Raw genomic sequence first — 23729 nt, 5'->3', positions numbered from 1 at the left:
GGCAGGCGTCGCAGCAGATTTAATCCATATCCAGGAGGATTGCCATGCTGACCGTTGAACAAATCGTCTCGACCCAGAAAGACCAAGCCGCTGCCTTCTACGCGCTGGCCAACCAGGCTGTCACCGGCGTCGAGCGCCTGACCGATCTGAACCTCAAGGCACTGAAGTCGACCATGGCCGACAGCGCCGCCCAGACCGAAGCCCTGTTCGGCATCAAGGACGTGCAAGGCATCATTGCACTGCAGAACAGCGACCTCAAGGCTGCTGCCGAGAAGGCCAGCGCCTACGGCCGCGAACTGTACGAGATCGCCTCCGGTTTCGGCGGTGAATTCGCCAAGGTCACCGAAGCCCGCGCAGCCGAAGCCCAGAAGCAGTTCACCGCCTTCGTCGACAGCGCGGTCAAGAACGCTCCCAAGGGCACCGAGCAGGCCGTCGCCGCGCTGCAGAGCGCCGTCGCCACTGCCGGCACCGCGTTCGAATCGGTCCAGAAGGCTGTCAAGCAGGCTTCCGAGCAGGCTGCCGCCAGCATCGACACTATGACCCACAGCGCGCTGAACACGGCTACCGTGACCGACGTCAAGGCCAAGAAGGCCGCCTGATCGTCCTGCTCGCTCAGCCAGCCCCGCGCACCCTTGACCGGGTTGCGGGGCTTTTTCACGGGAGCGTCCATGGAACTCCAGCCCTTGCTACCAGCCATTGAAGGCCTGCTGTACCGGTCCCGGATCGTGAATCGCATCGGACCGCTGCACATGTTCCTGCTCGTCGAGCGGGCGCGGCTTGCCAACCAGGCTGAAGGGATCACCGGCCAGCTGATCTACCTCGATCACAGCTTCATGGAATACCTCGAGGGCCCAGCGGCGGCACTCGATGCCTTGTGGCACAACCTGAAGCAGGACCCCAGGCATTACGACGTCGAACTGCTGGCGCGCTTTCCGCTGATGCAGCGCCGTTGTGCCAACTGGCCGCTGATGTTCTCGAGCAACGCCTATTTCCAGCAGTACCAGATGACCGGCTTCTCTGCCGTACAGCCGGGCGACATGGAAGCCCTGCTGGAAGACTGCCTGGAACTGCAGCAAGCCGCGTTGACCAGGCCAGTCGCCGTTGTACCCTGACGGTCGGCCCTCCAGCGCCGAGGGCTGCGTGCGGCTTCTTGACAAGGCTGTGTACAAGATTGAAGGCATCAGCAGCTTATCCACAGACTTGGTCACGACGGCAGGCTTGCTCGCATCGACTCCCGCGCCACCGCGAACCTTGTCCACAAGCTTGTCCACTGTCCAGTCATTTGATTCGATGGCGCAAAAAAGCCTTGTCCACGGAAACTGGCGAGGCTCTACTACTACGACTATTTCTTTTATTAATCTAAAAAGAGTTAATAAGAGAAAAGATTTGAGTATCAATGCTGGAATTGGTAGTCCCGAGCCAGGCAAACGCACCAGTCTCCGTCGCCCCTGAGCTCGAGCACCTGCTGATGATAGGCCAGCAGGGTCGAGCGATGGCCAACGCTGATCAGCGTGGTCTGGCTGTCCAGCAGCTGTTCATAAAGCCGGCGTTCATTGGCCAGGTCGAGCGCGCTGGTCGCCTCGTCCAGGATCGCGTAGCGCGGCTGCGTCAGCAGCAGACGGGCAAATGCCAGCCGCTGCTGCTCGCCCATCGACAGGGTCTTTTCCCAGTCGAGCTCGGCGTCCAGGCCGCCCGAACGCTCGGCCAGGTCGGGCAGGTTGACGCGCTCGAGCAGCAGCAGCAGTTCCTGGTCGCCGATCTGGCGCTCCTGCCTGGGATAGAGCAGCTGGCTGCGCAGGCTGCCCAGCAGCATGTAGGGCTGCTGGGGCAGGAACAGGATCTCGTCCGGATGCGGGCGCAGGATCTTGCCGCTGCCGCTGTCCCAGAGGCCGACGATGGCGCGCAGCAGCGAGCTCTTGCCGCAGCCGCTGGCGCCGACGACCAGCAGGCCCTGGCCCGGTTCCACTGCCAGTGACAGATCCTGCACCAGCACCCGTTCGGCGCCTGGGGTCTGCAAGGTGACGCCGTCGAGCTCGAGCTGGCGCGCCCCCTCGATCGACTCGATGCGGCCGGATGCCTGCCTGTCGCCGCTACCGGCCGGGCTGTCGAGCTGGTGCGAGAAGGCATCGAGGCGCTCGATGCCGGCAGCGAAGCGGCTCAGGCTCTCGAAGTTGTCGATCACCACCGACACCGCGCTCAGCACCGCGGTGAAGGCACCGGCGGCGCGCACCGCCATGCCGACCTCGAGCTCGCCCGACAGCACGCGCTCGGCGATCAGCATGCTCGGCAGCACGATGGTCAGCATGCTGTAGCCATACTGGAACAGGTTCAGGAAGAACTGGCCCCGGATCAGCTGCCGGTAGTTGTCGTAGGCCAGGCCGAAACGGCGCCGGATCTGCTGCAGCTCCTGCGGTTCGCCGCGGTAGAGCGCGATCGATTCGGCCTTCTCGCGCACCCGCACCAGGCTGTAGCGCAGGTCCGCCTCGCGCTTGAGCTGGCGGAAGTTCAGTCCGGTCAAGGGCTTGCCGTAGACACGCAGCGTGATCAGCGTGCCGGCGATCGCATAGACCACCAGGAAATAGACCAGGGTGTGCGAGATGCCCCACAGCACCCGGCTGAAGGCGGTCAGCTGCATGGTCGCGCCGATCAGGATCAACAGGAAAAACAGCGAGCGCTGGGTGAAGGTGTTGATGTCCTCGGCGATGCGCTGGTCGGGGTTGTCGAGCGCCGCCAGCCCGTTGAGCGAGTAATAGTGGCGGTCGCCGAAGTAGCGCAGCAGGAAGCGCTGGGTCAGCCAGCGCCGCCAGTGGTTGCCCAGGTTGTCGCGCACCCAGTAGTAGCAGGCATAGGTCGGCACCGCGCCGACCAGCAGGCCCAGGCAGAGCAGGATCGCCTGCCAGAAGCGGTGGCTGTCGCGTGCCGCCAGTGCCGAAGTGAATTCGCCGGTCTGCTCATTGAGCAGCACGGCAAAGGCGGTCTGGCCCAGCAGCAGCAGCAGCAGCAGGATCAGCCGGCCCAGGGCCGGCCAGCGCTCTTCCGAGCGCCAGTAGGGCGCTGCGATGTCGAGAAAGCGCTGCCAGAGTAGGCGGTTGACGGGTTTCATGTGCGGCAGGTCGGTCCCGCTGGACGGGACGGGTTCCGATCATGCCCGCAAAAAAGCGCCACGGCACAAAATCTTTGCCTATCCGCTCATCCCCTTTGCTGCTATTGTCATGGCAGACATTAGCTGAATCTGATGGAATATCTAGGTTGTCTTTCTAGAAGCAAGGGGGATAAAGCTGTGAAATATGAGAAGTTGGCTTTCTTTTCCGGGGCTATCGCCCTGACCACGCTGAGCGCTTGTTCCTATCTGCCGACCCACCTGCCGGGCAACGAGCCGGTGGCCAAGGCCAAGCTCGAACCGCGTTCGGGCAGCCAGGTCAGCGGCAAGGTCAGCTTCACGCCGGTTGGCGGCAAGCTGCTGGTCGAGGCCCATGTGACCGGCCTGACTCCCGGCGAGCATGGCTTCCATGTGCACGAGGGCGGCGACTGCTCGGCCCCCGACGCCAGCGGGGCGGGTGGCCACTTGAATCCGGCCGGCATGCCGCATGGCCACCACCACCGGATGCAGCCGGGCCAGCGCCATGCCGGCGACCTGCCGAATCTGGTCGCCGATGCCAGCGGACAGGCCTATTACCGGGCCGAGGTCACTGGCCTCAAGGTGGAGCGCGGCGCGCATGGCCTGATCGGGCGCAGCGTGGTCGTGCATGCCGATCCGGACGACTACCAGTCGCAGCCCGCCGGCAATTCGGGCCGGCGCATCGCCTGCGGGGTCATCCAGGCGCAGTGATGGCCCGGGCTGAGCAGGGTAGTGGCCGGGGCGCGCGGCTCAGCCCCGCTGCACCACCAGCCCGCCGAAGGACTGTGCCACCGGCATCAGCTCGATCTCGTTGACGTTGACATGCGCCGGCAGGGTCGCGATCCAGTGCACCGACTCGGCGATGTCCTCGGCGCTGAGCGGCTGCACATTCGCGTAGACGCTGGCCGCGCGCGCGTCGTCACCATGGAAGCGCACATTCGAGAACTCGGTGCCGCCGCACAGGCCGGGTTCGATGTTGCTGACGCGCACGCCGGTGCCGTGCAGGTCGGTGCGCAGGTTCAGGCTGAACTGGCGCACGAAGGCCTTGCTCGCGCCGTAGACATTGCCGCCGGCATAGGGCCAGTTGCCCGCGGTCGAGCCGATGTTGATCACATGGCCGCGGCGGCGCTCCACCATGCCAGGCAGCAGGGCGCGCGTGGCCTGGACCAGGCCGGTGCAGTTGGTGTCTATCATGGCCTGCCAGTCGTCCAGGCTGGCCTGGTGTGCCGGTTCCATCCCGAGCGCGAGGCCGGCATTGTTGACCAGCAGGTCGATCTCGGCGAAGCCGGGCGGCAGCGCGCCCGGGACGGCTTCGACCGCGGCGCGGTCGCGCACGTCGAGCTCGAGCGGCAGCAATGCCTCGCCGAGCTCGTCAGCCAGCGCCTGCAGGCGGTCGAGCCGGCGCGCGGTCGCGACCACGCGATGTCCGGCCTGGACGAAGCGGCGCGCGATGGCGGCACCGAAACCGGCGGACGCGCCGGTGACGAAAACGATCATGTCTAGCTCCTGTGCGTTGGAGCAGACACTGTAGCGCGATAGCGGTCGCGATGCGGGCGGCCTGCCGCCCGCCCGGGCTCACTTGTTCAGGTACTTGTTGCCGATCGCATGCGCTTCGGCTGCCAGCTTGGCGCCGTCCAGGCCCTTGGCATTTGCCTGCTTGATCCAGTCGGCTTCGACCGAAGCCGCAGTCTTCTGCATCGCCTTGTAGTCGGCTTCCTTAATCACCAGCACCTTGTTGCCGTGCGCCAGCATGGCCTTGCGCGCGGCCTCGTTGCCGTCATCCCAGACCTTGGCGGTGCGCTCGAGCAGCGGCATGCCGCTGCGCTTGTCCAGCACGGCCTTGAGCTCGGGCGACAGGCTGTCGTACTTCTTCTTGTTCATCAGCAGCGCGAACGGGGTCTGGGTGAAGCCGGGCTGCTTGGCCGGACCCTCGATGTGGTACTTGGTCACCTCGTCGACCTTGACCGCTGGCAGCACTTCCCAGGGTGCCATGGCGCCGTCGATGATGCCCTTGGAGATGCCCTCGGTGATCTGTGCCGGCGGCATGTTGACCGGCACGCCGCCGAGCGCCTGCAGGAACATCGAGGGATAGCGCGAGGGGCTGCGCAGCTTCAGTCCCTTGAGGTCCTCGGGCACGATGACCGGCTTGCTCGCGGTGCTGATGACCACGCTGGAGCCGCTCCAGATCGACAGCACCTTGAAGTCCTTGAAGTCGTCCATGGCGTACTTCTGGGTGTAGTCCCACATCGCGAGCGAGCCGCCCAGGCTGCTGCGCGGCATGGTGAACGGCAGCTCGAGCGCCTCGGAGCGCGGGAAGCGGCCGGTCGAGAAGCTCGGCGAGACCCAGGCGATGTCGGCCACGCCGTTCTTGACCTGGTCGGGCAGCTGGGCCACGGTGCCGCCGAGCTGCAGCGCCGGGTAAATCTGGCACTTGAGCTTGCCGCCCGAGTCCTTGTCGAGCTCGGCGCACCAGGGCTCGAGCACCTTGCTGTGGAAGTTGTGGTTCGATCCCAGGTAATGCGAGACCTTGAGCGTGACCGTCTGGGCCTGCAGGGCGGTAGCGCCGAGCGCGAGGGGCAGGGCAGCAATCAGTGTAGTGATCAGTTTCATGCAAGGGTCTCCGGTGAAATGAGGTTTGAGGGACGGCCATTGACCATCCCAGCCGCTCTACTGTAATCCTTGCGCCTGCCGTCGAGTCGATCCGGCCCGAAGTGATACCGTAGCGATCCGATCTTCGTTACTTCTTGACCGTCCGACCATGCCACGCCTCCAGTTCCAGCCCGCCGCGCACTACCCCTTCGCCACCGACATGCCGATCCAGCCCGGCCAGATCAACGAGGGCGGCCATCTCGACAATGTCCAGCTGCTCGGCCTGGTGTCAGAGGCCCGCACCCGCTTCTTCGGCTGGCTGGGCTACAGCGTGATGGATGTCGCGGGCCATGCCTTCTTCGTCGCCGACCAGGCGGTGCAGTACCGCTCCGAGGGCCAGCCCGGCGAGGTGCTGCGCATCGAGATGACGCCGGCCGACCTCAATCCCAAGGGCTTCGACCTGCTGTTCCGGGTCAGCGAGTCGCAGTCCGGTCGCGAGGTGGCCCTGGGCAAGATCGGACTGGTCTGCGTCGACCTGGCCAGCCGCAAGCCCGGCCCCATGCCCGAGGCGTTCCGGCAAGCGCTGGCCTGCGCTGGCTGAACAGCTCGCTTCAGTGGCCGCAGCTGCTGCAGGCCTCGAGCGCCTGGCTGGCTTGCCGGCGGGTTTCCTCGACCAGATAGTCGAGGAAGACCCGGGTCCGCTGCGGAATGAACTTGCGGCTCGGCAGGGCTGCGTACATCGCCAGCCGGCCGGTGACCCAGGGCGACAGCAGCCGCACCAGTTCGCCCCGGCTCAGGTAGGGGGCCACCAGATCCATCGACACCGAGGTGATGCCGGCACCATCGAGCGCCGCGCGCAGCAGCGTATCGGTGTGGTTGGCCTGCAGCACGGGTTCGATCGCGACCTCGGCCACCTGCTCCGGTTGCTGCGGCTGCCACATGCGCCAGACCCGGGTCCGGACATTGGGCTGCTTGAGCCGCAGGCATTCATGCCCGATCAGGTCCTGTGGCCGTTCGGGCATGCCGCGCCGCCGCAGATAGTCCGGTGACGCCACCAGGATGGCTTCGGACTCCATCACCTTGCGCGCCACGATGTCGGCATCGAAGTGCTCGTCGGCTCCCAGCAGGGTGATGTCGAAATCCTCGATCGGCGCTTCCTTGAGCGACTCGACCTCGATTTCGATCAGGATCTTCGGGTAGCGGCGGCGGAACTCTGCCAGCAGCGGGGCAATCACATAGCTGGCCAGCACCGGCGGGGCATGCAGGCGCAGCAGTCCGGCCAGCTCGGTGGTGTGCGAGCTGGTCACGGCATGGGCCTCGTCGATGTCCTGCAGGATGTTGCGTACCCGGCTCAGGTAGGCCTGTCCGGCTTCGGTCAGCGACAGGCGCCGGGTCGTGCGCTGCAGCAGGCGCGTGCCCAGGTGCTCCTCCAGGTCCGCGACCAGCCGGGTCACCACCGGGGCCGACATGTCCATGGCCCGGGCAGCAGCGGCGAAGCTGCCCTCATCCACCACGCGCTCGAACACGCGCATCGACAGCAAGCGGTCCATCTTGTCTCCGGTTCGGCATTCAAGTCCTGGATTGTTTCTTCGTTGGAAACATCCATGTGACGAGATTGTTATTTATCTATCTGAATGGAAATTTCACAGTTGATGCTAGCAATGTAAAGCCTGCGTCGGCCACCTCGGCAGGCCCGCAAGCAGGTCAAGACCGAACTGGCCGAAGCCATCTGCAGCGGTCAGTCGTCGACGGCGCCCTGCGGCAGCGTGGTGTGCCCGGCCAGCGACAGCCAGTTGCGGCGGTCGCCGCTGATTGATCAAAATTTTTCTATTTTGCAGATATGAAATATCAATTAAGAATATTTCATATGTTAAAAAAGAAACATTAAAGTTCATCCTACGGGTCTGGACTGGCATCGCAGCGCTTGCCATGACCCGGTGGGCTCATTCATGCATGACGCGGCAGGTCGCGACCGGTCGAGCTCCTGCCGATCACTCCCCAAGAAAACGTTGACACGATGAACTTCAATGCGATGACAGTGGGCAAGCGCCTTTATCTCGGCTTTGGTGCCGTGCTGGCTATCCTGGTGGTGGTCACGCTGGTGGCAATTTCCAAGGTCAATGCGATCAACGCATCGCTCAAGGCGAACAACGACGAGCATGCGGCAATCCAGCGCTACGCGATCAATTTCCGTGGCTCGGTCCATGACCGGGCGATTGCGGTACGTGACGAGGTGCTCAGCAGCTCGGCGTCCGAGCGGCGGCAGCTGAGCCATGACATCGAGCAGCTGGCACAGTTCTATGCCGAGTCGGTCGGCCCGCTGGAAAGACTGCTGCAGTCCTCGGCCGATGCCACCGAGCTGCGGGTGCTTTACCGTGCGATCCAGGCCAGCGAGCAGCAGGCGGTCGCCTCCACCCAGGCCATCCTGGCCAAGCTCGAGGCGGGTGACCTGCAGGGGGCGCAGGCGCAGTTGTGGACCGAGGCCAAGCCCCAGTACGTGGCCTGGCTGGCCGCCATCAACAAGCTGATTGATTTCGAGGAGTCGCGCATCCAGACCCAGAACAAGATTGCCATGGGCGAGGCGAGCAGCTTCCTGGCGGTGATGCTGGCGGCCCTGGTGCTGGCCTTGCTCAGCGGCACGGCGCTGGCCTGGGCCATCCCGCGCAGCATCGTGCGTCAACTGGGCGCCGAACCCGTCGAGCTGGGCGAGGTGGCGCAACGCGTGGCCTCCGGTGACCTCGGCGCGGTCTCGGGTGCCGATCGCGCACCGGCGGGTAGCGTGCTGGCCTCGCTGGGCGCCATGCAGACCGGCCTGGCCCATGTGGTGGGCCAGGTGCGCCAGGCCTCGGACTCCATTGCCGCCGGATCGGCCGAGATCGCCAGCGGCAATGCCGACCTGTCGCGCCGTACCGAGCTGCAGGCCTCGCAACTGCAGCAGACAGCGTCCTCCATGGTGCAGATGAACACGACGGTGCAGGGCAATGCCGACACCGCCCGCCAAGCCACCCTGCTGGCTACCCAGGCCAGCGCGGCGGCCCAGAAGGGCGGAGAGGTGGTCAGCCAGGTGGTCACCACCATGGACGACATTGCCCAGAGTTCGCGCAAGATCAGCGACATCATCGGCGTGATCGACGGCATTGCCTTCCAGACCAACATCCTGGCGCTCAATGCCTCGGTGGAGGCAGCACGCGCCAGCGAGCAGGGCCGCGGCTTTGCCGTGGTCGCTGGCGAGGTCCGCAGCCTGGCGCAGCGCAGCGCCGAGGCAGCCAAGGAGATCAAGGGCCTGATTGGTGCCAGCGTGGACAAGATCGAGGCGGGCACCCGGCTGGTCAGCGATGCCGGCACCACCATGGAAGACATCGTCCGTCAGGTGCACCATGTCTCGGAATTGATCAGCGAGATCAGTGCTTCCACGCACGAACAGACCACCGGCATCGGCCAGGTCAGCGCAGCGGTCATGCAGCTCGACCAGAGCACGCAGCAGAACGCGGCGCTCGTGGAGCAGAGCGCGGCGGCATCCGCCAGCTTGCAGCAGCAGGCTTCCCGGCTGACTGACGTGGTCAGGACCTTCCGCTTCGACTGAGCGGGGCCGGCATTGGTCATGGCGAGCCCGCGGGCTTGAGTAGCCGCCCTGGACCCGGGTCTGCGACGCTGAGCGAGCTCCGGAAGGCTGTTCCCGGCCGATAGACAGAAGCGGCCGCTTGCTCCAAGATGCAGGCGGCCGTTTGCGATCCGGCATGCGGCCCATCCGGTTCTGCCCTTGCTGCCCTGTCCTCGCTTCAGGAGAAACCCATGTCCAAAGTTCTCGTGCTCTATTACTCGACCTATGGCCATATCGAGACCATGGCCCAGGCCGTGGCCGAAGGCGCCCGTGCCGCCGGTGCCCAGGTGGATGTCAAGCGGGTGCCGGAAACCGTGCCGGCCGAGATCGCGAAGTCGGCCCATTTCAAGCTCGACCAGGTGGCTCCGGTCGCGACCGTCGCCGAACTCGAAGGCTATGACGCCATCATCGTCGGCGCACCGACCCGCTTCGGCCGCATGCCCTCGCAGCTGGCGGCCTTCCTGGACCAGGCCGGTGGCCTCTGGGCGCGCGGCGCGCTGAACGGCAAGGTTGGCGGCGCCTTCACCTCGACCGCGACCCAGCATGGCGGCCAGGAGGTCACGCTGTTCTCGATCATCACCAACCTGATGCACTTCGGCATGGTCATCGTCGGCCTGCCCTACAGCTTCCAGGGCCAGATGACACTGGACGAGATCGTCGGCGGCAGCCCTTATGGAGCAACGACCATTGCCGGCGGCCAGGGCCAACGCCAGCCGAGCGTGATCGAGCTCGATGGCGCCCGCTACCAGGGCAAGCTGATCGCCGAGACCGCCAACAAGCTGTTCGGCCAGTAGGCCGGGGCAGGGGGCGGCAGGACGCCGTCCCCTGAAGCCTCAGTCGCTCAGAGCCGCTCGAAGATGGCCGCGATGCCCTGGCCGCCGCCGATGCACATCGTCACCAGCGCGTAGCGGCCGCCAGTGCGCTGCAGCTCGTACAGTGCCTTGGTCGCGATCACCGCGCCGGAGGCACCGATCGGGTGGCCGAGCGCGATCGCGCCGCCGTTGACGTTGGTCTTGGCCGGATCGAGGCCCAGGCCGCGCGAGACCGCGATCGCCTGCGCCGCGAAGGCCTCGTTGCTCTCGATCACGTCGATCTGGTCCAGCGTCAGGCCGGCCTTCTTGAGCGCGAGCCGGGTGGCCGGGATAGGGCCCTCGCCCATGACGTCGTTCGGCACGCCGGCGACCGCGTAGGAGGCCAGGCGCGCGATCGGCTGGTGGCCATGGGCGGCGGCGACCGCCGCATCAGCCAGCACGAAGAAGGCCGCGCCGTCGTTGATGCCCGAGGCATTGCCGGCGGTGACCGAGCCATCCTTCTTGAACGCCGGCTTCATCTTGGCCAGCGACTCCAGCGTAGTGGCGGGCTTCACATGCTCGTCGGTGTCGAACACGACCTCGCCCTTGCGCGTCTGCCTGACGATAGGCACGATCTGCGACTGGAAGCGGCCCTCGGCGATGGCCGTGGCGGCGCGGCGGTGCGACTCGACCGCGACCGCGTCCTGCTCCTCGCGCGTGATGCCCCACTTGGCGACCAGGTTCTCGGCCGTGATGCCCATGTGGCCGACGCCGAACGGGTCGGTCAGGGTGGCGACCATGGTGTCGATCAGCTGGGTGTTGCCCATGCGCGCGCCGTTGCGCATCGCGGCCGACAGGTAGCCACCGCGGCTCATGACCTCGACGCCGCCGCCGATGCCGTAGTCGCAGTCGCCGAGCAGGATGTTCTGCGCCGTCGTCACGATGCCTTGCAGGCCGGACGAGCACAGGCGGTTGACCGACATCGCGACCGAATCCATCGGCAGGCCGGCCTGGATCGAGGCGACGCGCGCCACATAGGCAAAGCGGCTTTCGGTCGGAATCGTGTTGCCCACTGTCACGTAGTTGATCGCCAGCGGATCGACGCCCGAGCGCTCGACCGCCGCCTTCATCACGCTGCCGGCGAGTTCGGCCGGCTCGATCTCCGACAGGGAACCGCCAAAAGTGCCAACCGCCGACCGCACCGCACTGAGTACCACCACGTCACGCTGATTCATGTCTGCCTCTTTTTGAAGAAATGCCCCGCGTCTGGATGCGCGAAGTGAGCTATATGCTATGCCTTGGGGATTGCCGGGGTCTTACAGCTGCGGGCTTGGGAGGTCAGGCGGCATCGGCAGATCCGACCCCGGGTCGGCATGTCATTTCGAGCTTTTCGGGCGCTTGGCGCTTGCGGGTGCGGACATGCGGTCCAGCATCAGCTGGATCATCTGTTCCGTCATCGCCATGCGCCGCTCCATCTGCAGGTGCATGCCCATCATGTCGCCCATCGCAGGGCTGCCCTCGGCGCCGGCTGCAGCCGCACTGCGCATCTGCGCCATCATGGCCATGCCCGACTGCATCAGCTTCATTTGCTCGTCCAGCAGTGCCGCACGCCTGGCCGGGGTCCTGGCGGCCTGCATCTTCTGGTGCATCGCCTCCATGGCCTGCAACTGGCGATGGAACGCTTCTGTGGCGGGAGTCGGCATCGGCGCGGCCTGGATGGCCGCGGCGGCGGGAGCATTGCCTTCTGGCTGGTGGGCGGAATGCTCCTCCTCGGCCTTGGGGGGTTGAGTCACGGCGCAGCCGGAAACCAGCAGGACCGTGATCAGCCCGGTGACGGTGTACAAACGCATGATGTTCTCCCTGTTCTGGAACTTGCCGGAGGGTAGTTTTGAGGCGGCTGGTGCCAGAAGTCAATCGAAAATTGATCGCTGCGCCCATATTGCCACCGTGATTCAGCCGCGGTGCTGGCGCAGCTGGGTCAGCCGCCATTCCAGCGACTCGCGCTTGGGAGTGAAGCGCGCCTCGCGCGGCAGGAAAAGGGCTTGGCCGTGCAGCTGGGTCAGGCGGGCGAAGTCGGGGATGCGCCGGTCGAGCAGGCGGCTGACATGCCATTTCAGGTCCGGCCCGGGCGCGATCAGATACCGGTCCATCGCCCAGTGCATGTCGGGCGTCAGCGCCAGGCCGTTGCGCGGGTCGTCGTCGCCGGCTGCGCTGAAGGGATGGATATGCGCGGCCTCGACCATGGCCTCGCCGGTGGGCAGCAGGAAGCGTTCGCCACTGGCGGCGCAGCGGTAGTCGTAAAGCTCGATCACCACGCGGCGGAAGGCCGGATCGCGCACATAGGCGGGCGGCGGGGCCTCGGCGGCGGTCAGTGCCACGCCCTGTCGCAGTTGATGTTCATAGCGGCTGACCTCGCCGGCCCTGGCCGCGACCGCGCGCAGGTCTTGCAGGCCGCGGTCCAGCCAGTGCGTGGAGAGCGTGTCGGCCAGCGCCTCCAGCGATTCGGGTTGTTGCAGCAAGGCGAACAGCTCCGGGTCCAGCGTGGCGCAGGCGATGTTGTCCGTGATGTCGCGCAGGCTGCGCGCGGTGGACAGCGCGGCCAATGCCGTGTCTCGCCCCGGCAGCGGCTGTAGCTGCCAGAAGCCGGCTGCGCCCCCGCGCAGCTTGCCCGCTAGGTGGAAGAAGGGGAAATAGGGATTGGGGTGGTCGCTGGGAGTGCGTACCGCGGCGAAGAAGCGCTGGTAGCGCTCCAGCAGCGGCGGCGCGAACAGGATGCGGTTTTCAGCCAGTCCGCCCGAGCGGGCCAGGTCCAGCAGCGCGAGCAGCATGCAGATTTTGTGCGGGCTGGCGCGGCCAGCGCGGACATTGACGTTCAGGCGGCGGAATTTGTCCTGGTACGACTTAAGGCTCATTTGTCAACGTAAACGTGGTGACTTCAGGTCAGCCGAAACTGGCCCGATAGGTGACCGGATCAAGCCTGCAGTGCTGCCCGATCGCGCCCTGCATGTCGAACAACCGAGGGGCCTTCCGGAACTCGAACAGCCGGTAGAGGTGGAACTGCTCCTTGGCAGCGTTCGAGCGATTCAGTTCGCCATTCGTGACGAAAAATGGCGTTTCACGGCCGAACGAGGTGGTCTTGACCTCGATGAATCGTTCCCGGCCGTTGGCATCGAACGACAGGATGTCGTAGCCCAGCCCGTCTCCCTTGGTTTTGGAGACATGCTCCACCCTGTCGGCAAGCCGTTGCTGCCCTGCCTGTACCAGGCGCCAGTGCTCATAGCCCAGTGCGAACTGCTCACCGGCCAGCCCCAGCGACTGGTTGTGCGCTTCGCGTTCCAGATAGTCGCGTTTGACCGGCTTGAAGTAGGGAGTACCAGCGGTTTCGGCAACGCGGTGTTGTCTAATCGGTGCGTCGGTCAGTATCTTGGAAAAGTCGGTTTGAACGGGGGTAATGGCCGGTTGCTGGACGGCGGCCAGCGCTGCCTGGTCTAGCATGGGCTTGAGTCGAAGCTGCTCCTCGACCACGATTTCCAGCAAGGCCTGGTAATTGCCACGCGGCTGGTAGCCCCGGATGTAAGGGTATCCCAGGTTAATCATCACTGCGCTGATGTTGCCGTGCTTGAACTCGATCGAGCCATTGCTGCGCTGGTTCAGCAGCAGCTGTAGCCTTCGTCTGTGTTCTGTCTTGTTGTAGGACTGACCTGCCAATTCCAGAGCGAGCATGTGCAGGTAGTCGGCCACGATTGCCTCGACTTCTTCGCGTGACCAGTCCATCCCTCGTTCCCCTCAATCAAGAAAAACGCCCATGAGCCTTGAGGCTCACGGGCATCAGTTTCGCAGATTTATTTGTTTTTTGACGATTAGACGTCGATATTCCCCGCCCTCAGCGCATTGCTCTCGATGAAGTCGCGGCGCGGCTCCACCTCGTCGCCGATTGGCATGATGCAAGCCTTGCTCACGCCAGCCCCAGTGGCAGGTTTCGGGTGTCGAGTCCCATGGCCTGCAGTTCACGACGGAAATGGGTCATGGTTAGGGGGTAGGCTTGGGCTACCAACAGGTATTGGTAGTCGTCCTGCTCCAGCAGGGTGGTCACGGTGGCTTCCTGAACTCCCGGCAAGTAGTGGAACTTGGCCTCGTATTCCCCCGAGAAGGAGGCCACCGGAGCACTTTCTGGTTCCGTTCGTGACAAGGCGTCCAGACGAATCTTCACGTTGACCTGAAGCCCAGCCCCCGGTACATTGGGTATGGCCAGGCCAAGCTGGATATCCTGTTGCATCTCCAGCATCAGGGCGGAGTCGTTGATTTCGCCGGGGTTCTCACCCCGGAATGCCAGCACGCGGAAGGCCACCAGCGTGGGCCTTGGGCTCATGGCTTGCATTGAACTTCTCCGTGAGCAAACTGCCGGAACTCGCGAGGGTTGTAGACCGCAGCCACTGCGTTTTCATCGGTTTTTTCGAGGCGCACGAGTACTGGCTTGGGATGTGCGGAGACCATCGGTTTCCGGGTCATGAATTCTGCGCTCATGCCTTTTTCCTCGACCAGTTCCCAGAAGCTCGTGGTGCTGCGCCTGACCAGACGCAACAGCGTGTCCATGGCTGCGGATTGAGCGACATCGTCGTTTTCGTATTTGCTGAACGCGACCGGTCCGCCACCGAAGAGACGAGCCGCCTGGGTCTGCGTCAGCCCATACTGCTGGCGCAGAGCGGCGATTTCCTGGCCGGTCAGCAAGCCATCGACCTGCTTGCGGAAAGCCAGCAATACCCGCTTGTTGCGCCGGCTTTCTTCCACGCTCGCAAAGTCGGACAGGCAGTGGTCACAGAACTTGTAATGCAGCGGAAGCATGGCCTTGTGGCCCTTGTATTCGGTCTCCGCTTGTTGCACCTGCTCGGTGACGTGACCCTCACCGCACAGCGGGCAGGGTTCCTGAGTGCTCATACCATCATCCATCTCAAACATGGCAAGACACTGTGAGTACCAACTTGCCCGTCTTGCCTACAGCAAATTTCAAGAAATATTCAACCGGCATAGTTTTGCCGGTAGCCGGCATGACCTCAAGCCTGCGGATGCTGTAAGCGTCGCAGGCAGCAAGTGCACCTCTGCCGTTTTCGCACCATTCGGAGTCGATGTAATCGGTCGCTTTCAGGCACCTGATCAGTTCGGCTACACGCGACAAGTCGTCATCGAAAAGCTTACGTATGTCCTTGCGACACTTCTCTGTCCAGGCGAACAGCTGACCTTCATCGTTCACCAGGTTTTGTATGCGTTCAAGATCATAAAGCGGGCCGCCATCAATCTTGACGCGGCCTGTACTCAGCACTTGTGGCGGATTACGGTTGTACTCCGACAGCACGATGGTTTTTACCATCATGGTAACCTGATTTTGCGGCATACCAATAGCCTTGCAAGGTTTCCGGGTTCCGGAAACCTCAGACGTCGATATTCCCCGCCCTCAGCGCATTGGTCTCGATGAAGTCGCGGCGCGGCTCGACCTCGTCGCCCATCAGCATGGTGAACACCTTGTCGGCCTCGATCGCGTCCTCGATCTGCACCCGCAGCAGGCGGCGCACCGTCGGGTCCATCGTGGTTTCCCACAGCTGGGCCGGGTTCATCTCGCCCAGGCCCTTGTAGCGCTGGCGCGCGGTGGTGCGCTCGGCTTCCGAGATCAGCCAGGCCATGGCCTGGCGGAAGTCGGACACCTTTTCTTCCTTCTGGCGCTCGCCCTCGCCGCGCAGCGCCTTGGCGCCTTCGCCCAGCAGGCCGCGGAAGCTGTGCGCGGCCTCGGCCAGCGTGGCGTAGTCGGCGCCGTGCACGAATTCCTGCGTCAGCACGCTGCTCTTGATGTTGCCGTGGTGGCGGCGGCTGATGCGCAGGATCGGCTTGTCGCTGCGCGGGTCGAGTTCGGCGCTCACCTCGGCCGGCACGCCGGTGCTGTTGAGCTCGCGCAGCTTGGCTTGCAGCGCGGGCGCGCATTCGGTCGCGGCTTCCAGCGTGTCGAGGTCGAGCTCCACCCCGTCGGCAATGGCGCGCAGCGCCTCGGCGTCGAGGAAGTTCGAGAGGCGCGCGATCACATGCTCGGACAGCTGGTGCTTGCGCGCCAGCTCGGCCAGCGTGTCGCCGCTCAGCAGCTGGCTCTGTGCACCGCCGGTCTGGATGCTGGCGTCTTTCAGCGCGATGCGCAGCAGGAAGCCGTCGAGCGCGGCGGCGTCCTTCAGGTACAGCTCTTCCTTGCCGCTCTTGACCTTGTAGAGCGGCGGCTGCGCGATGTAGATATGGCCGCGCTCGACCAGCTCGGGCATCTGGCGGTAGAAGAAGGTCAGCAGCAGGGTGCGGATATGCGCGCCGTCCACGTCCGCGTCGGTCATGATGATGATGCGGTGGTAGCGCAGCTTGTCGATGTTGAAGTCGTCGGCACCGCTCTTGCCCTTGGGCGCGTATTCGTCGGCGCTGGCCTTGCCGATGCCGGTGCCCAGGGCGGTGATCAGGGTCAGGATCTCGTTGCTGGCCAGCAGCTTCTCGTAGCGCGCCTTCTCGACGTTGAGGATCTTGCCGCGCAGCGGCAGGATGGCCTGGAACTTGCGGTCGCGGCCCTGCTTGGCCGAGCCGCCTGCGGAGTCACCCTCGACGATGTAGATCTCGCATTGCGCCGGGTCCTTCTCCTGGCAGTCGGCCAGCTTGCCCGGCAGGCCCATGCCGTCGAGCACGCCCTTGCGCCGCGTCATCTCGCGCGCCTTGCGGGCCGCCTCGCGGGCACGCGCGGCCTCGACGATCTTGCCGCACAGGATCTTGGCGTCGTTCGGGCGCTCCTCCAGGTATTCGGTCAGCGCCTTGGCGACGATGTCCTCCACCGGCGCGCGCACTTCCGAGCTCACCAGCTTGTCCTTGGTCTGGCTGCTGAACTTGGGCTCGGGCACCTTGACCGACAGCACGCAGCACAGGCCTTCGCGCATGTCGTCGCCCGAGACCTCGACCTTGGCCTTCTTGGCCAGCTCGTTCTGCTCGATGTACTTGCCGATCACGCGGGTCATCGCGGCGCGCAGGCCGGTCAGGTGGGTGCCGCCGTCGCGCTGCGGGATGTTGTTGGTGAAGCAGAGCACGTTCTCGTTGTAGCTCTCGTTCCACTGCATCGCGACTTCGACGCCGATGCTGGTGCCGGGGATGCCGCCGTAGCTGTCGGCCGGGCGCTCGCCTAGCGCGTGGAAGGTGGTCGGATGCAGCACCTTCTTGCCGGCATTGATGAACTCGACGAAACCCTTGACGCCGCCAGCGCCCGAGAAGTCGTCTTCCTTGCCGCTGCGCTCGTCCTTCAGGCGGATGCGAACGCCGTTATTCAGGAAGCTGAGTTCACGCAGGCGCTTGGCCAGGATCTCGTAGTGGAAATCGTGGTTCTGCTGGAAGATCTCGGTGTCGGGCAGGAAATGGACTTCGGTGCCGCGCTTGTCGGTGTTGCCTGCCACGCGCATCGGCGAGACCTCGACGCCGCCGACCTGCTCGATCAGGCGGTTCTGCACGAAGCCGCGCGCGAAGTCGATCTGGTGCACTTTGCCCTCGCGGCGCACCGTCAGCCGCAGCCATTTCGAGAGCGCGTTGACGCAGGACACGCCGACGCCGTGCAGGCCGCCCGAGACCTTGTAGCTGTTCTGGTTGAACTTGCCGCCGGCGTGCAGCTCGGTCAGCGCGATCTCGGCCGCACTGCGCTTGGGCTCGTGCTTGTCGTCCATCTTGACGCCGGTCGGGATGCCGCGGCCGTTGTCGGTGACGCTGATCGAGTTGTCGCTGTGGATGGTGACGACGATGTCGTCGCAGTGGCCGGCCAGCGCCTCGTCGATCGAGTTGTCCACCACCTCGAACACCAGGTGGTGCAGGCCGGTGCCGTCGCTGGTGTCGCCGATGTACATGCCGGGGCGCTTGCGCACTGCCTCCAGGCCCTCCAGGATCTGGATCGCACCTTCGCCATAGCCTTCCGATGCGCCGGCCTGGTGGGCGTCGATCTGGGGCTGGACGGTGGTGAAGGCCTCACCGGGGGCGTCCGCTGGGCTGGGCTGGTTGGCGTCGGTCATGGTCAAAAATCTCTCTCGCTTCAATGGCAAAACCCGCACGAAGGGGCGCGGGTTCGGGGGCGGCTGGGGGCAGATCTGCCGGGTCGTCCGCCTCAGATGCGCATCGGCATCACGACGTACTTGAAGTGCTCGTTGTCGGGGATGGTCAGCAGCGCCGAGCTGTTGCCGTCGTTGAGTTCCAGCCTGACCATGTCCTGGCTCATGTTGGCCAGGGCGTCGATCAGGTAGCTGACGTTGAAGCCGATCTCGATTGCGCTGCCGTCGTACTGGATGTCGAGCTCGTCGACCGCCTCTTCCTGGTCGGCGTTGTTGGCCGCCACGCGCAGGCTGCCGCGCTCGAGGTTCAGGCGCACGCCCTTGAACTTCTCGCTCGTCATGATGGCGGCGCGCTGCAGCGCTGCCAGCAGCGCACCGCGGCCCAGGATCACGATGTTGGGGTGGTTGCGCGGGATCACGCGGTTGTAGTCGGGGAACTTGCCCTCGACCAGCTTGGTGACGAATTCCATGCCCTCGAAGCGGAAGCGCGCCTGGTTGGCCGCGAACTGCAGCTCGATCGCGCCGTCCTTGTCGCTCAGCAGGCGCTGCAGCTCGAGCACGGTCTTGCGCGGCAGGATGACTTCCTGCTTGGGCACCTCGACGTCGAGCTCGGCGCTGGCGAAGGCCAGCCGGTGGCCGTCGGTCGCGACCAGGCTGAGCTTCTTGCCTTCGGCGACGAACAGGATGCCGTTGAGGTAGTAGCGGATGTCGTGCACCGCCATCGAGAAGCTGACCTGGTTGAGCAGGCTCTTGAGCGTCTTCTGCGGCACGCTGAAGGCGGGGCCGAAGCTGGGCGCTTCCTGCACCAGCGGGAAGTCCTCGGCCGGCAGGGTCTGCAGCGTGAACTTGGACTTGCCCCCCTTGAGGATCAGCTTGTTCTGCGCCGATTCCAGGCTCACCAGCTGGTCGGACGGCAGGGTGCGCAGGATGTCGATCAGCTTGCGCGCGCCGACGGTGGTCGCGAAGGCGGCATCTTCGCCGCCGAGGTCGACCTGGGTGCGGATCTGGATCTCGAGGTCGGAGGTGGTCAGCTGCACCTCGCCGGCGATCTTGCGGATCAGCACGTTGGCCAGCACCGGCAGGGTGTGGCGGCGTTCGACGATGCCCGCCACCGATTGCAGGGCGGCCAGCACTTTGTCCTGGGTCGACTGGAAGACGATCATGTTCAGGGCTTTCTTCTATTTCCGGTATGGGTCTGGGCCTAGCTTAAGCGATCCAGGCTCAGCCCTTGAGGGTCTGTTCGAGTACGTGCAGCTGCTGGTTCAGCTCGCTGACGGTCTGGCGCTCGGCGGCGATCTTGCGCACCGCGTGCAGCACCGTGGTGTGGTCGCGGCCGCCGAACAGCTCGCCGATCTCGGGCAGGCTCTTCTGCGTCAGTTCCTTGGCCAGGAACATCGCGATCTGGCGCGGCCGCGCGATGTTGGCCGGCCGCTTCTTCGAGTACATGTCGGCGATCTTGATCTTGTAGAAGTCGGCGACGGTCTTCTGGATGTTCTCGACGCTGATCTGGCGGTTCTGGATCGACAGCAGGTCCTTCAGCGCGTCGCGCGCGAGCTGGATCGAGACTTCTTTCTGGTTGAAGCGCGAGTAGGCCAGGATCTTGCGCAGCGCGCCCTCGAGCTCGCGCACGTTCGAGCGCACGTTCTTGGCGACGAAGAAGGCGACATCCTCGGGCATCGAGGCGCCCTCGGACTCGGCCTTGCTGATCAGGATCGCGACCCGCATCTCGAGCTCGGGCGGTTCGATCGCCACCGTGAGCCCCGAGTCGAAGCGCGACACCAGCCGCTCGTGGATGTCGGCCAGGCCCTTGGGATAGGTGTCGCTGGTCATCACGATGTGGCTCTTCTTGGTCAGCAGTGCCTCGAAGGCGTTGAAGAACTCCTCCTGCGTGCGTTCCTTGTTGGCGAAGAACTGCACGTCGTCGATCAGCAGCAGGTCGAGCGAGTGGTAGCGTTCCTTGAACTCGTCGAAGGTCTTCTTCTGGTAGGACTTGACCACGTCGGTGACGAACTGCTCGGCGTGGATGTAGAGCGCCTTGGCGCCGGGCCGGTCGGCCAGCAGCTGGTTGCCGATCGCGTGCATCAGGTGGGTCTTGCCGAGGCCGACGCCGCCATAGATGAACAGCGGGTTGTAGAGCTGGCCCGGGTTGTGCGCCACATGCATCGCGGCGGCGCGCGCCATGCGGTTGGCCGAGCCCTCGACCAGGGTTGCGAAGGTCAGCGCGTTGTTCAGGCGGTGCTTGTGCGTGTCGACCTTGGGTTCCGGTGCCGGGCTGTCGGGCAGTTCAGCGAACACCGGCCCTTGCTGTGTCTGGGGATTGCGCGGCGTCGGTGCGCTGGTGCGCTGGGCCGGCTCGCGCGGCGCGAGCGTGAGCTCGAGCGCCACCTGGCGGCCGGCCGCGGCTTCCAGCGCGGCGCTGATCTTGCCGGCGTACTGGGCCCGGATCCAGTCCATCTTGAAGCGGTTGGCCACGGCCAGCGTGACCCGGTCGCCGCTGTCCGAGACGCGTGCCTGCAGCGGGCGAATCCAGGTGTTGAACTGCTGCTCAGGGATGTCCTGTGCCAGCCGCTCGGTGCACGCTTGCCACAGGTCGGACGCATCGGGCAACAGGCTGGGTTGGCTCATGGGCAAGGGGAGGGGGAAGGGTGTGGAAAAACGCGGGAAAACTGCGGCGCGCGGGTCGCCGGGGTAGTGATTGTAGTGCGATCGGCGAGTTATCCACAAGCTGGAAAACTGTCCCGACCGCTGTCCCGGGGCATTCCTTGCGAAACAAGGTTTGTCTTCCGGGCCATTTTTTGTGATAATCATGGGTTTTTCCGACACCGTCAAATTTCAACCCGGCGTGCTGACAGCGGTGCGCCCACAGGAACCCATCATGAAACGCACCTATCAGCCCTCCAAGATCAAGCGCGCCCGTACCCACGGCTTCCTGGTTCGCATGGCCACCAAGGGCGGCCGCGCCGTCCTGAACGCACGCCGCGCCAAGGGCCGCAAGCGCCTGGGCGTCTAAGCTCCGGCGTCCCGGCGCGCCGTGTCGGTTCCGCCGACCCCTGTGTCCACGCAACGCATCCTTCAGCGCGCCCAGTTCGACGCGGTGATGTCGTCCGGCCCTCCCGTGGCCAAGACGGTGCACTTTGCGCTCCACATGGCCAAGAGCCATGAGCCGGGCGGTGTCCCCGACCTGTTTCCGGGCGGTGGCGCCTGGCTGGGCGTGCTCGTCCCCAAGCGCTGGGCGCGTCGCGCCGTGACCCGAAATACCCTGCGTCGGCAGATCTATGCCGTGGCGCGGGAACTGACCGCTGGCTTGCCGCAACTCCCCATGGTGGTGCGGCTGCGCAGCGGTTTTTCGCGTGGCGATTTTCCGAGCGCGACCTCCGATGCGCTCAAGCGCGAGGCGCGCGCCGAACTGCTGCAGCTGCTCGGCGAACGGCTGGCCAGGCGCCAGCGCGCGCCGGCCGTCGTGTCGCCCGCGACCCCTGCCCCCCAGGCTGACGATGCACCTGCCTGACCTGCCCCGGGATTGCCTGCTGGCCCTGGTCAGGGCCTATCGGCTGCTGCTGAGCCCCTGGGTCGGCTCGGGCTGCCGCTTCGAACCGACTTGTTCCGCTTATTCCCTGCAGGCGCTCGAGCGTCACGGCGCGGTGTTAGGCTCCTGGCTTACGCTCAGGCGCCTGGGCCGTTGCCATCCCTGGTGTGCCGGCGGCTGCGACCCCGTGCCCGAGCAGGCGCCGCGCCTGTTCTCCCGCCTCATTACCGACCCTACGGAAACGACCCGTCATGAGTGACATCCGCCGATCCATACTCTGGGTGATATTCGCCTTCTCGCTGGTCCTGCTCTGGGATGCGTGGCAGGTGCACAACGGCCGACCCAAGACCTTCTTCCCGGCACCGCAGGACAAGCCGGCCGCCAGCGCGCCGGCCAACGGTGCCCAGCCGGCCGCAGCCCTGCCGGGTACCGCGGCTGCGGCGCCCGTCGTGGCCGACGCCGCGCCCGCTATCCCGCGCCAGACCCATGTCGTCAGCACCGATGTCCTCAAGCTGAGCTTCGACAGCGAAGGCGGCTCCCTGGTCGGCGCCGATCTGCTCAAGCACCACACCACGACCGGCCAGTCCGATCCGGTGCGCCTGCTGCAGCAGAACGACCAGCACACCTATGTGGCGCAGACCGGACTGCTCGGCAGCGCCGCGCTGCCCAACCACAAGGTGGCGATGCGTCTGGTCGGCCAGGCCAGCGACCTGGCCGAGGGGCAGGACAGCCTGAGCCTGCGCTTCGAGTCGGCCCCGGTCGGCGGCGTGGTGCTGGCCAAGACCTACACGCTCAAGCGTGGTGGCTATGACATCGCGGTCAAGCATGAGGTGATCAACCAGGGCGCGGCCCCGGTCTCGCCGCAGCTGTATCTGCAGCTGGTGCGCGACGGCATGACCAAGGACAGCGGCGTGCCTTTCGCCTCGACCTTCACCGGTCCGGCGATCTACAGCGACGCGGCCAAGTTCCAGAAGATCCATTTCGAGGACATCGACAAGGGCAAGGCCGACTTCAGCAAGAGCGCCAACGACGGCTATGTCGCGATGGTCCAGCACCATTTCGCCAGTGCCTGGCTGCTCGGCGCCGGTATCGCGCGCGAGAACTATGCCGAGAAGGTGCCGGGCGGCGCCCTCTATCGTGCCGGCCAGAAGGTCGAGCTCGGCGCGATCGCTCCCGGCCAGAGCAAGGTCGTCGAGGCCCGTCTGTTCGTCGGTCCGCAGGAAGAAAAGCTGCTCGAGCAACTGGCCCCTGGTCTGGAGCTGGTGAAGGACTACGGCTGGACGACCATCGTCGCCAAGCCGCTCTACTGGCTGCTCGAGAAGATCCATGGCATCGTCGGCAACTGGGGCTGGGCGATCGTGCTGCTGGTGGTCGTGATCAAGGCGGCCTTCTATTGGCTCAATGCCAATGCCTACCGCAGCATGGCCAAGATGAAGGCGGTCAACCCGCGCATCCAGGAAATGCGCGAGCGCCTGAAGGACAAGCCGCAGCAGATGCAGCAGGAGATGATGCGCATCTACCGCGAGGAGAAGGTCAATCCGCTCGGTGGCTGCCTGCCGATCCTGATCCAGATCCCGGTCTTCATCGCGCTCTACACCGTGCTGCTGGCCAGCGTCGAGATGCGCAATGCGCCCTGGCTGGGCTGGATCACCGATCTGTCGTCCAAGGACCCGTTCTACCTGCTGCCGGTGGTGCTGACGCTGACCACGGTCATCCAGACCGCGCTGAACCCGCTGCCGCCGGACCCGATGCAGGCCAAGATGATGTGGATCATGCCGCTGGTGTTCTCGGTCATGTTCTTCAGCTTCCCGGCCGGCCTGGTGCTGTACTGGATCACCAACAACACGCTGACCATCCTGCAGCAGGCGCATATCAACCGCCGCATGGGCGTGCCGCTGAAGATCACGCTGCCGACCGAGCTGTTCAAGAAGGCGAAGTAAGCCGATACCCCAAGGGCCGCGCAAGCGGCCTTTTTTCATGAGGCGGAGCTATCCCCCGCCGCTGCTTCCGG

General features: G+C 65.1%; 24 protein-coding genes. 10 read left to right on the top strand and 14 right to left on the bottom strand.

Annotated elements, in window-relative coordinates; all coding sequences use genetic code 11:
- Positions 1 to 44 precede the first annotated feature (44 nt).
- Both phaP and C6P64_RS03055 read left to right on the top strand, forming a co-directional pair.
- A complete protein-coding gene (phaP, locus tag C6P64_RS03060) occupies positions 45 to 599 on the top strand; it encodes a TIGR01841 family phasin (protein WP_105747117.1) in 555 nt (184 codons plus the stop codon).
- 69 nt (positions 600 to 668) lie between these two features.
- The gene (locus tag C6P64_RS03055; RefSeq protein WP_105747116.1) at positions 669 to 1112 is read left to right on the top strand and encodes a BLUF domain-containing protein; all 444 of its coding nucleotides are present in this window, start codon (positions 669 to 671) and stop codon (positions 1110 to 1112) included.
- A gap of 281 nt (positions 1113 to 1393) precedes the next feature.
- Here C6P64_RS03055 and C6P64_RS03050 read toward each other — a convergent pair whose 3' ends face one another.
- Positions 1394 to 3103: an ABC transporter ATP-binding protein/permease gene (locus C6P64_RS03050; protein ID WP_105747115.1), complete on the bottom strand. Its 1710-nt coding sequence runs from the start codon at positions 3101 to 3103 to the stop codon at positions 1394 to 1396.
- A 192-nt stretch (positions 3104 to 3295) separates the two neighbouring features.
- Here C6P64_RS03050 and C6P64_RS03045 point away from each other — a divergent pair, with 192 nt between their 5' ends.
- A complete protein-coding gene (locus tag C6P64_RS03045; RefSeq protein ID WP_245911611.1) occupies positions 3296 to 3829 on the top strand; it encodes a superoxide dismutase family protein in 534 nt (177 codons plus the stop codon).
- Positions 3830 to 3868: 39 nt separating this feature from the next.
- Here the strand turns inward: C6P64_RS03045 and ydfG are convergent, their stop codons facing one another.
- Positions 3869 to 4615, bottom strand: a complete 747-nt coding sequence (ydfG, locus tag C6P64_RS03040; protein WP_105747113.1) for a bifunctional NADP-dependent 3-hydroxy acid dehydrogenase/3-hydroxypropionate dehydrogenase YdfG — start codon at positions 4613 to 4615, stop codon at positions 3869 to 3871.
- A 78-nt stretch (positions 4616 to 4693) separates the two neighbouring features.
- Complete coding sequence (locus tag C6P64_RS03035) at positions 4694 to 5728, bottom strand: TRAP transporter substrate-binding protein (protein ID WP_105747112.1); 1035 nt, start codon at positions 5726 to 5728, stop codon at positions 4694 to 4696.
- Between the two features lie 148 nt (positions 5729 to 5876).
- Here C6P64_RS03035 and C6P64_RS03030 point away from each other — a divergent pair, with 148 nt between their 5' ends.
- Positions 5877 to 6308: an acyl-CoA thioesterase gene (locus C6P64_RS03030; protein ID WP_105747111.1), complete on the top strand. Its 432-nt coding sequence runs from the start codon at positions 5877 to 5879 to the stop codon at positions 6306 to 6308.
- A 10-nt stretch (positions 6309 to 6318) separates the two neighbouring features.
- On the opposite strand, the gene C6P64_RS03025 is transcribed toward C6P64_RS03030, so the two are convergent.
- The gene (locus tag C6P64_RS03025) at positions 6319 to 7257 is read right to left on the bottom strand and encodes a LysR family transcriptional regulator (RefSeq protein ID WP_105747110.1); all 939 of its coding nucleotides are present in this window, start codon (positions 7255 to 7257) and stop codon (positions 6319 to 6321) included.
- Positions 7258 to 7724: 467 nt separating this feature from the next.
- On the opposite strand from C6P64_RS03025, the gene C6P64_RS03020 reads away from it, so the two are divergent.
- Entirely contained in the window at positions 7725 to 9290 is a 1566-nt protein-coding gene (locus C6P64_RS03020) for a methyl-accepting chemotaxis protein (protein ID WP_105747109.1), read from the top strand.
- A gap of 209 nt (positions 9291 to 9499) precedes the next feature.
- Positions 9500 to 10102: an NAD(P)H:quinone oxidoreductase gene (wrbA, locus tag C6P64_RS03015; RefSeq protein ID WP_105747108.1), complete on the top strand. Its 603-nt coding sequence runs from the start codon at positions 9500 to 9502 to the stop codon at positions 10100 to 10102.
- Positions 10103 to 10149: 47 nt separating this feature from the next.
- On the opposite strand, the gene C6P64_RS03010 is transcribed toward wrbA, so the two are convergent.
- The 10 genes from C6P64_RS03010 to dnaA all read right to left on the bottom strand — a co-directional run bounded on the left by C6P64_RS03010 (position 10150) and on the right by dnaA (position 20817).
- Entirely contained in the window at positions 10150 to 11334 is a 1185-nt protein-coding gene (locus C6P64_RS03010; protein ID WP_105747107.1) for an acetyl-CoA C-acyltransferase family protein, read from the bottom strand.
- Positions 11335 to 11475: 141 nt separating this feature from the next.
- Entirely contained in the window at positions 11476 to 11949 is a 474-nt protein-coding gene (locus C6P64_RS03005; protein ID WP_105747106.1) for a hypothetical protein, read from the bottom strand.
- Between the two features lie 102 nt (positions 11950 to 12051).
- Complete coding sequence (locus C6P64_RS03000; RefSeq protein WP_105747105.1) at positions 12052 to 13011, bottom strand: HNH endonuclease; 960 nt, start codon at positions 13009 to 13011, stop codon at positions 12052 to 12054.
- 28 nt (positions 13012 to 13039) lie between these two features.
- A complete protein-coding gene (locus tag C6P64_RS02995) occupies positions 13040 to 13873 on the bottom strand; it encodes a protein NO VEIN domain-containing protein (protein WP_245911610.1) in 834 nt (277 codons plus the stop codon).
- Positions 13874 to 14054: 181 nt separating this feature from the next.
- Positions 14055 to 14477: a hypothetical protein gene (locus C6P64_RS02990; RefSeq protein ID WP_146115851.1), complete on the bottom strand. Its 423-nt coding sequence runs from the start codon at positions 14475 to 14477 to the stop codon at positions 14055 to 14057.
- Positions 14465 to 15034, bottom strand: coding sequence for a type II toxin-antitoxin system MqsA family antitoxin (locus C6P64_RS02985; RefSeq protein ID WP_105747165.1), 570 nt, complete (start codon positions 15032 to 15034; stop codon positions 14465 to 14467). The genes C6P64_RS02990 and C6P64_RS02985 overlap by 13 nt, the downstream gene beginning before the upstream one ends.
- Before the next feature lie 13 nt (positions 15035 to 15047).
- Positions 15048 to 15488 carry a hypothetical protein gene (locus tag C6P64_RS18330; protein ID WP_211296787.1) on the bottom strand — a complete coding sequence of 147 codons (441 nt, stop codon included), beginning with the start codon at positions 15486 to 15488 and terminating at the stop codon, positions 15048 to 15050.
- Between the two features lie 37 nt (positions 15489 to 15525).
- Complete coding sequence (gene gyrB, locus C6P64_RS02975) at positions 15526 to 18156, bottom strand: DNA topoisomerase (ATP-hydrolyzing) subunit B (RefSeq protein WP_105747103.1); 2631 nt, start codon at positions 18154 to 18156, stop codon at positions 15526 to 15528.
- A 92-nt stretch (positions 18157 to 18248) separates the two neighbouring features.
- On the bottom strand, positions 18249 to 19355 hold the full coding sequence (dnaN, locus tag C6P64_RS02970) for a DNA polymerase III subunit beta (protein ID WP_105747102.1): 1107 nt from the start codon (positions 19353 to 19355) through the stop codon (positions 18249 to 18251).
- Positions 19356 to 19413: 58 nt separating this feature from the next.
- The gene (gene dnaA, locus C6P64_RS02965) at positions 19414 to 20817 is read right to left on the bottom strand and encodes a chromosomal replication initiator protein DnaA (RefSeq protein WP_105747101.1); all 1404 of its coding nucleotides are present in this window, start codon (positions 20815 to 20817) and stop codon (positions 19414 to 19416) included.
- Between the two features lie 250 nt (positions 20818 to 21067).
- Between dnaA and rpmH the strand changes: the two genes are divergently transcribed.
- The 4 genes from rpmH to yidC are packed head-to-tail and all read left to right on the top strand — an operon-like array spanning position 21068 to position 23658.
- Complete coding sequence (rpmH, locus tag C6P64_RS02960) at positions 21068 to 21202, top strand: 50S ribosomal protein L34 (protein ID WP_105728622.1); 135 nt, start codon at positions 21068 to 21070, stop codon at positions 21200 to 21202.
- Positions 21203 to 21244: 42 nt separating this feature from the next.
- On the top strand, positions 21245 to 21700 hold the full coding sequence (locus C6P64_RS02955; protein WP_245911609.1) for a ribonuclease P protein component: 456 nt from the start codon (positions 21245 to 21247) through the stop codon (positions 21698 to 21700).
- Entirely contained in the window at positions 21687 to 21977 is a 291-nt protein-coding gene (gene yidD, locus C6P64_RS02950; protein ID WP_425436676.1) for a membrane protein insertion efficiency factor YidD, read from the top strand. Before C6P64_RS02955 ends, yidD begins: the two co-directional genes overlap by 14 nt.
- Positions 21970 to 23658 (top strand): membrane protein insertase YidC, encoded by a 1689-nt coding sequence (gene yidC, locus C6P64_RS02945; RefSeq protein ID WP_105747099.1) that lies wholly within the window; start codon positions 21970 to 21972, stop codon positions 23656 to 23658. The genes yidD and yidC overlap by 8 nt, the downstream gene beginning before the upstream one ends.
- Positions 23659 to 23729 lie beyond the last annotated feature (71 nt).

This window comes from Malikia granosa, assembly GCF_002980595.1.
Lineage (GTDB): Bacteria > Pseudomonadota > Gammaproteobacteria > Burkholderiales > Burkholderiaceae_C > Malikia > Malikia granosa.
Note: the sequence above shows the minus strand (reverse complement) of the source record. Positions and strands in the feature narration are given on the sequence as shown.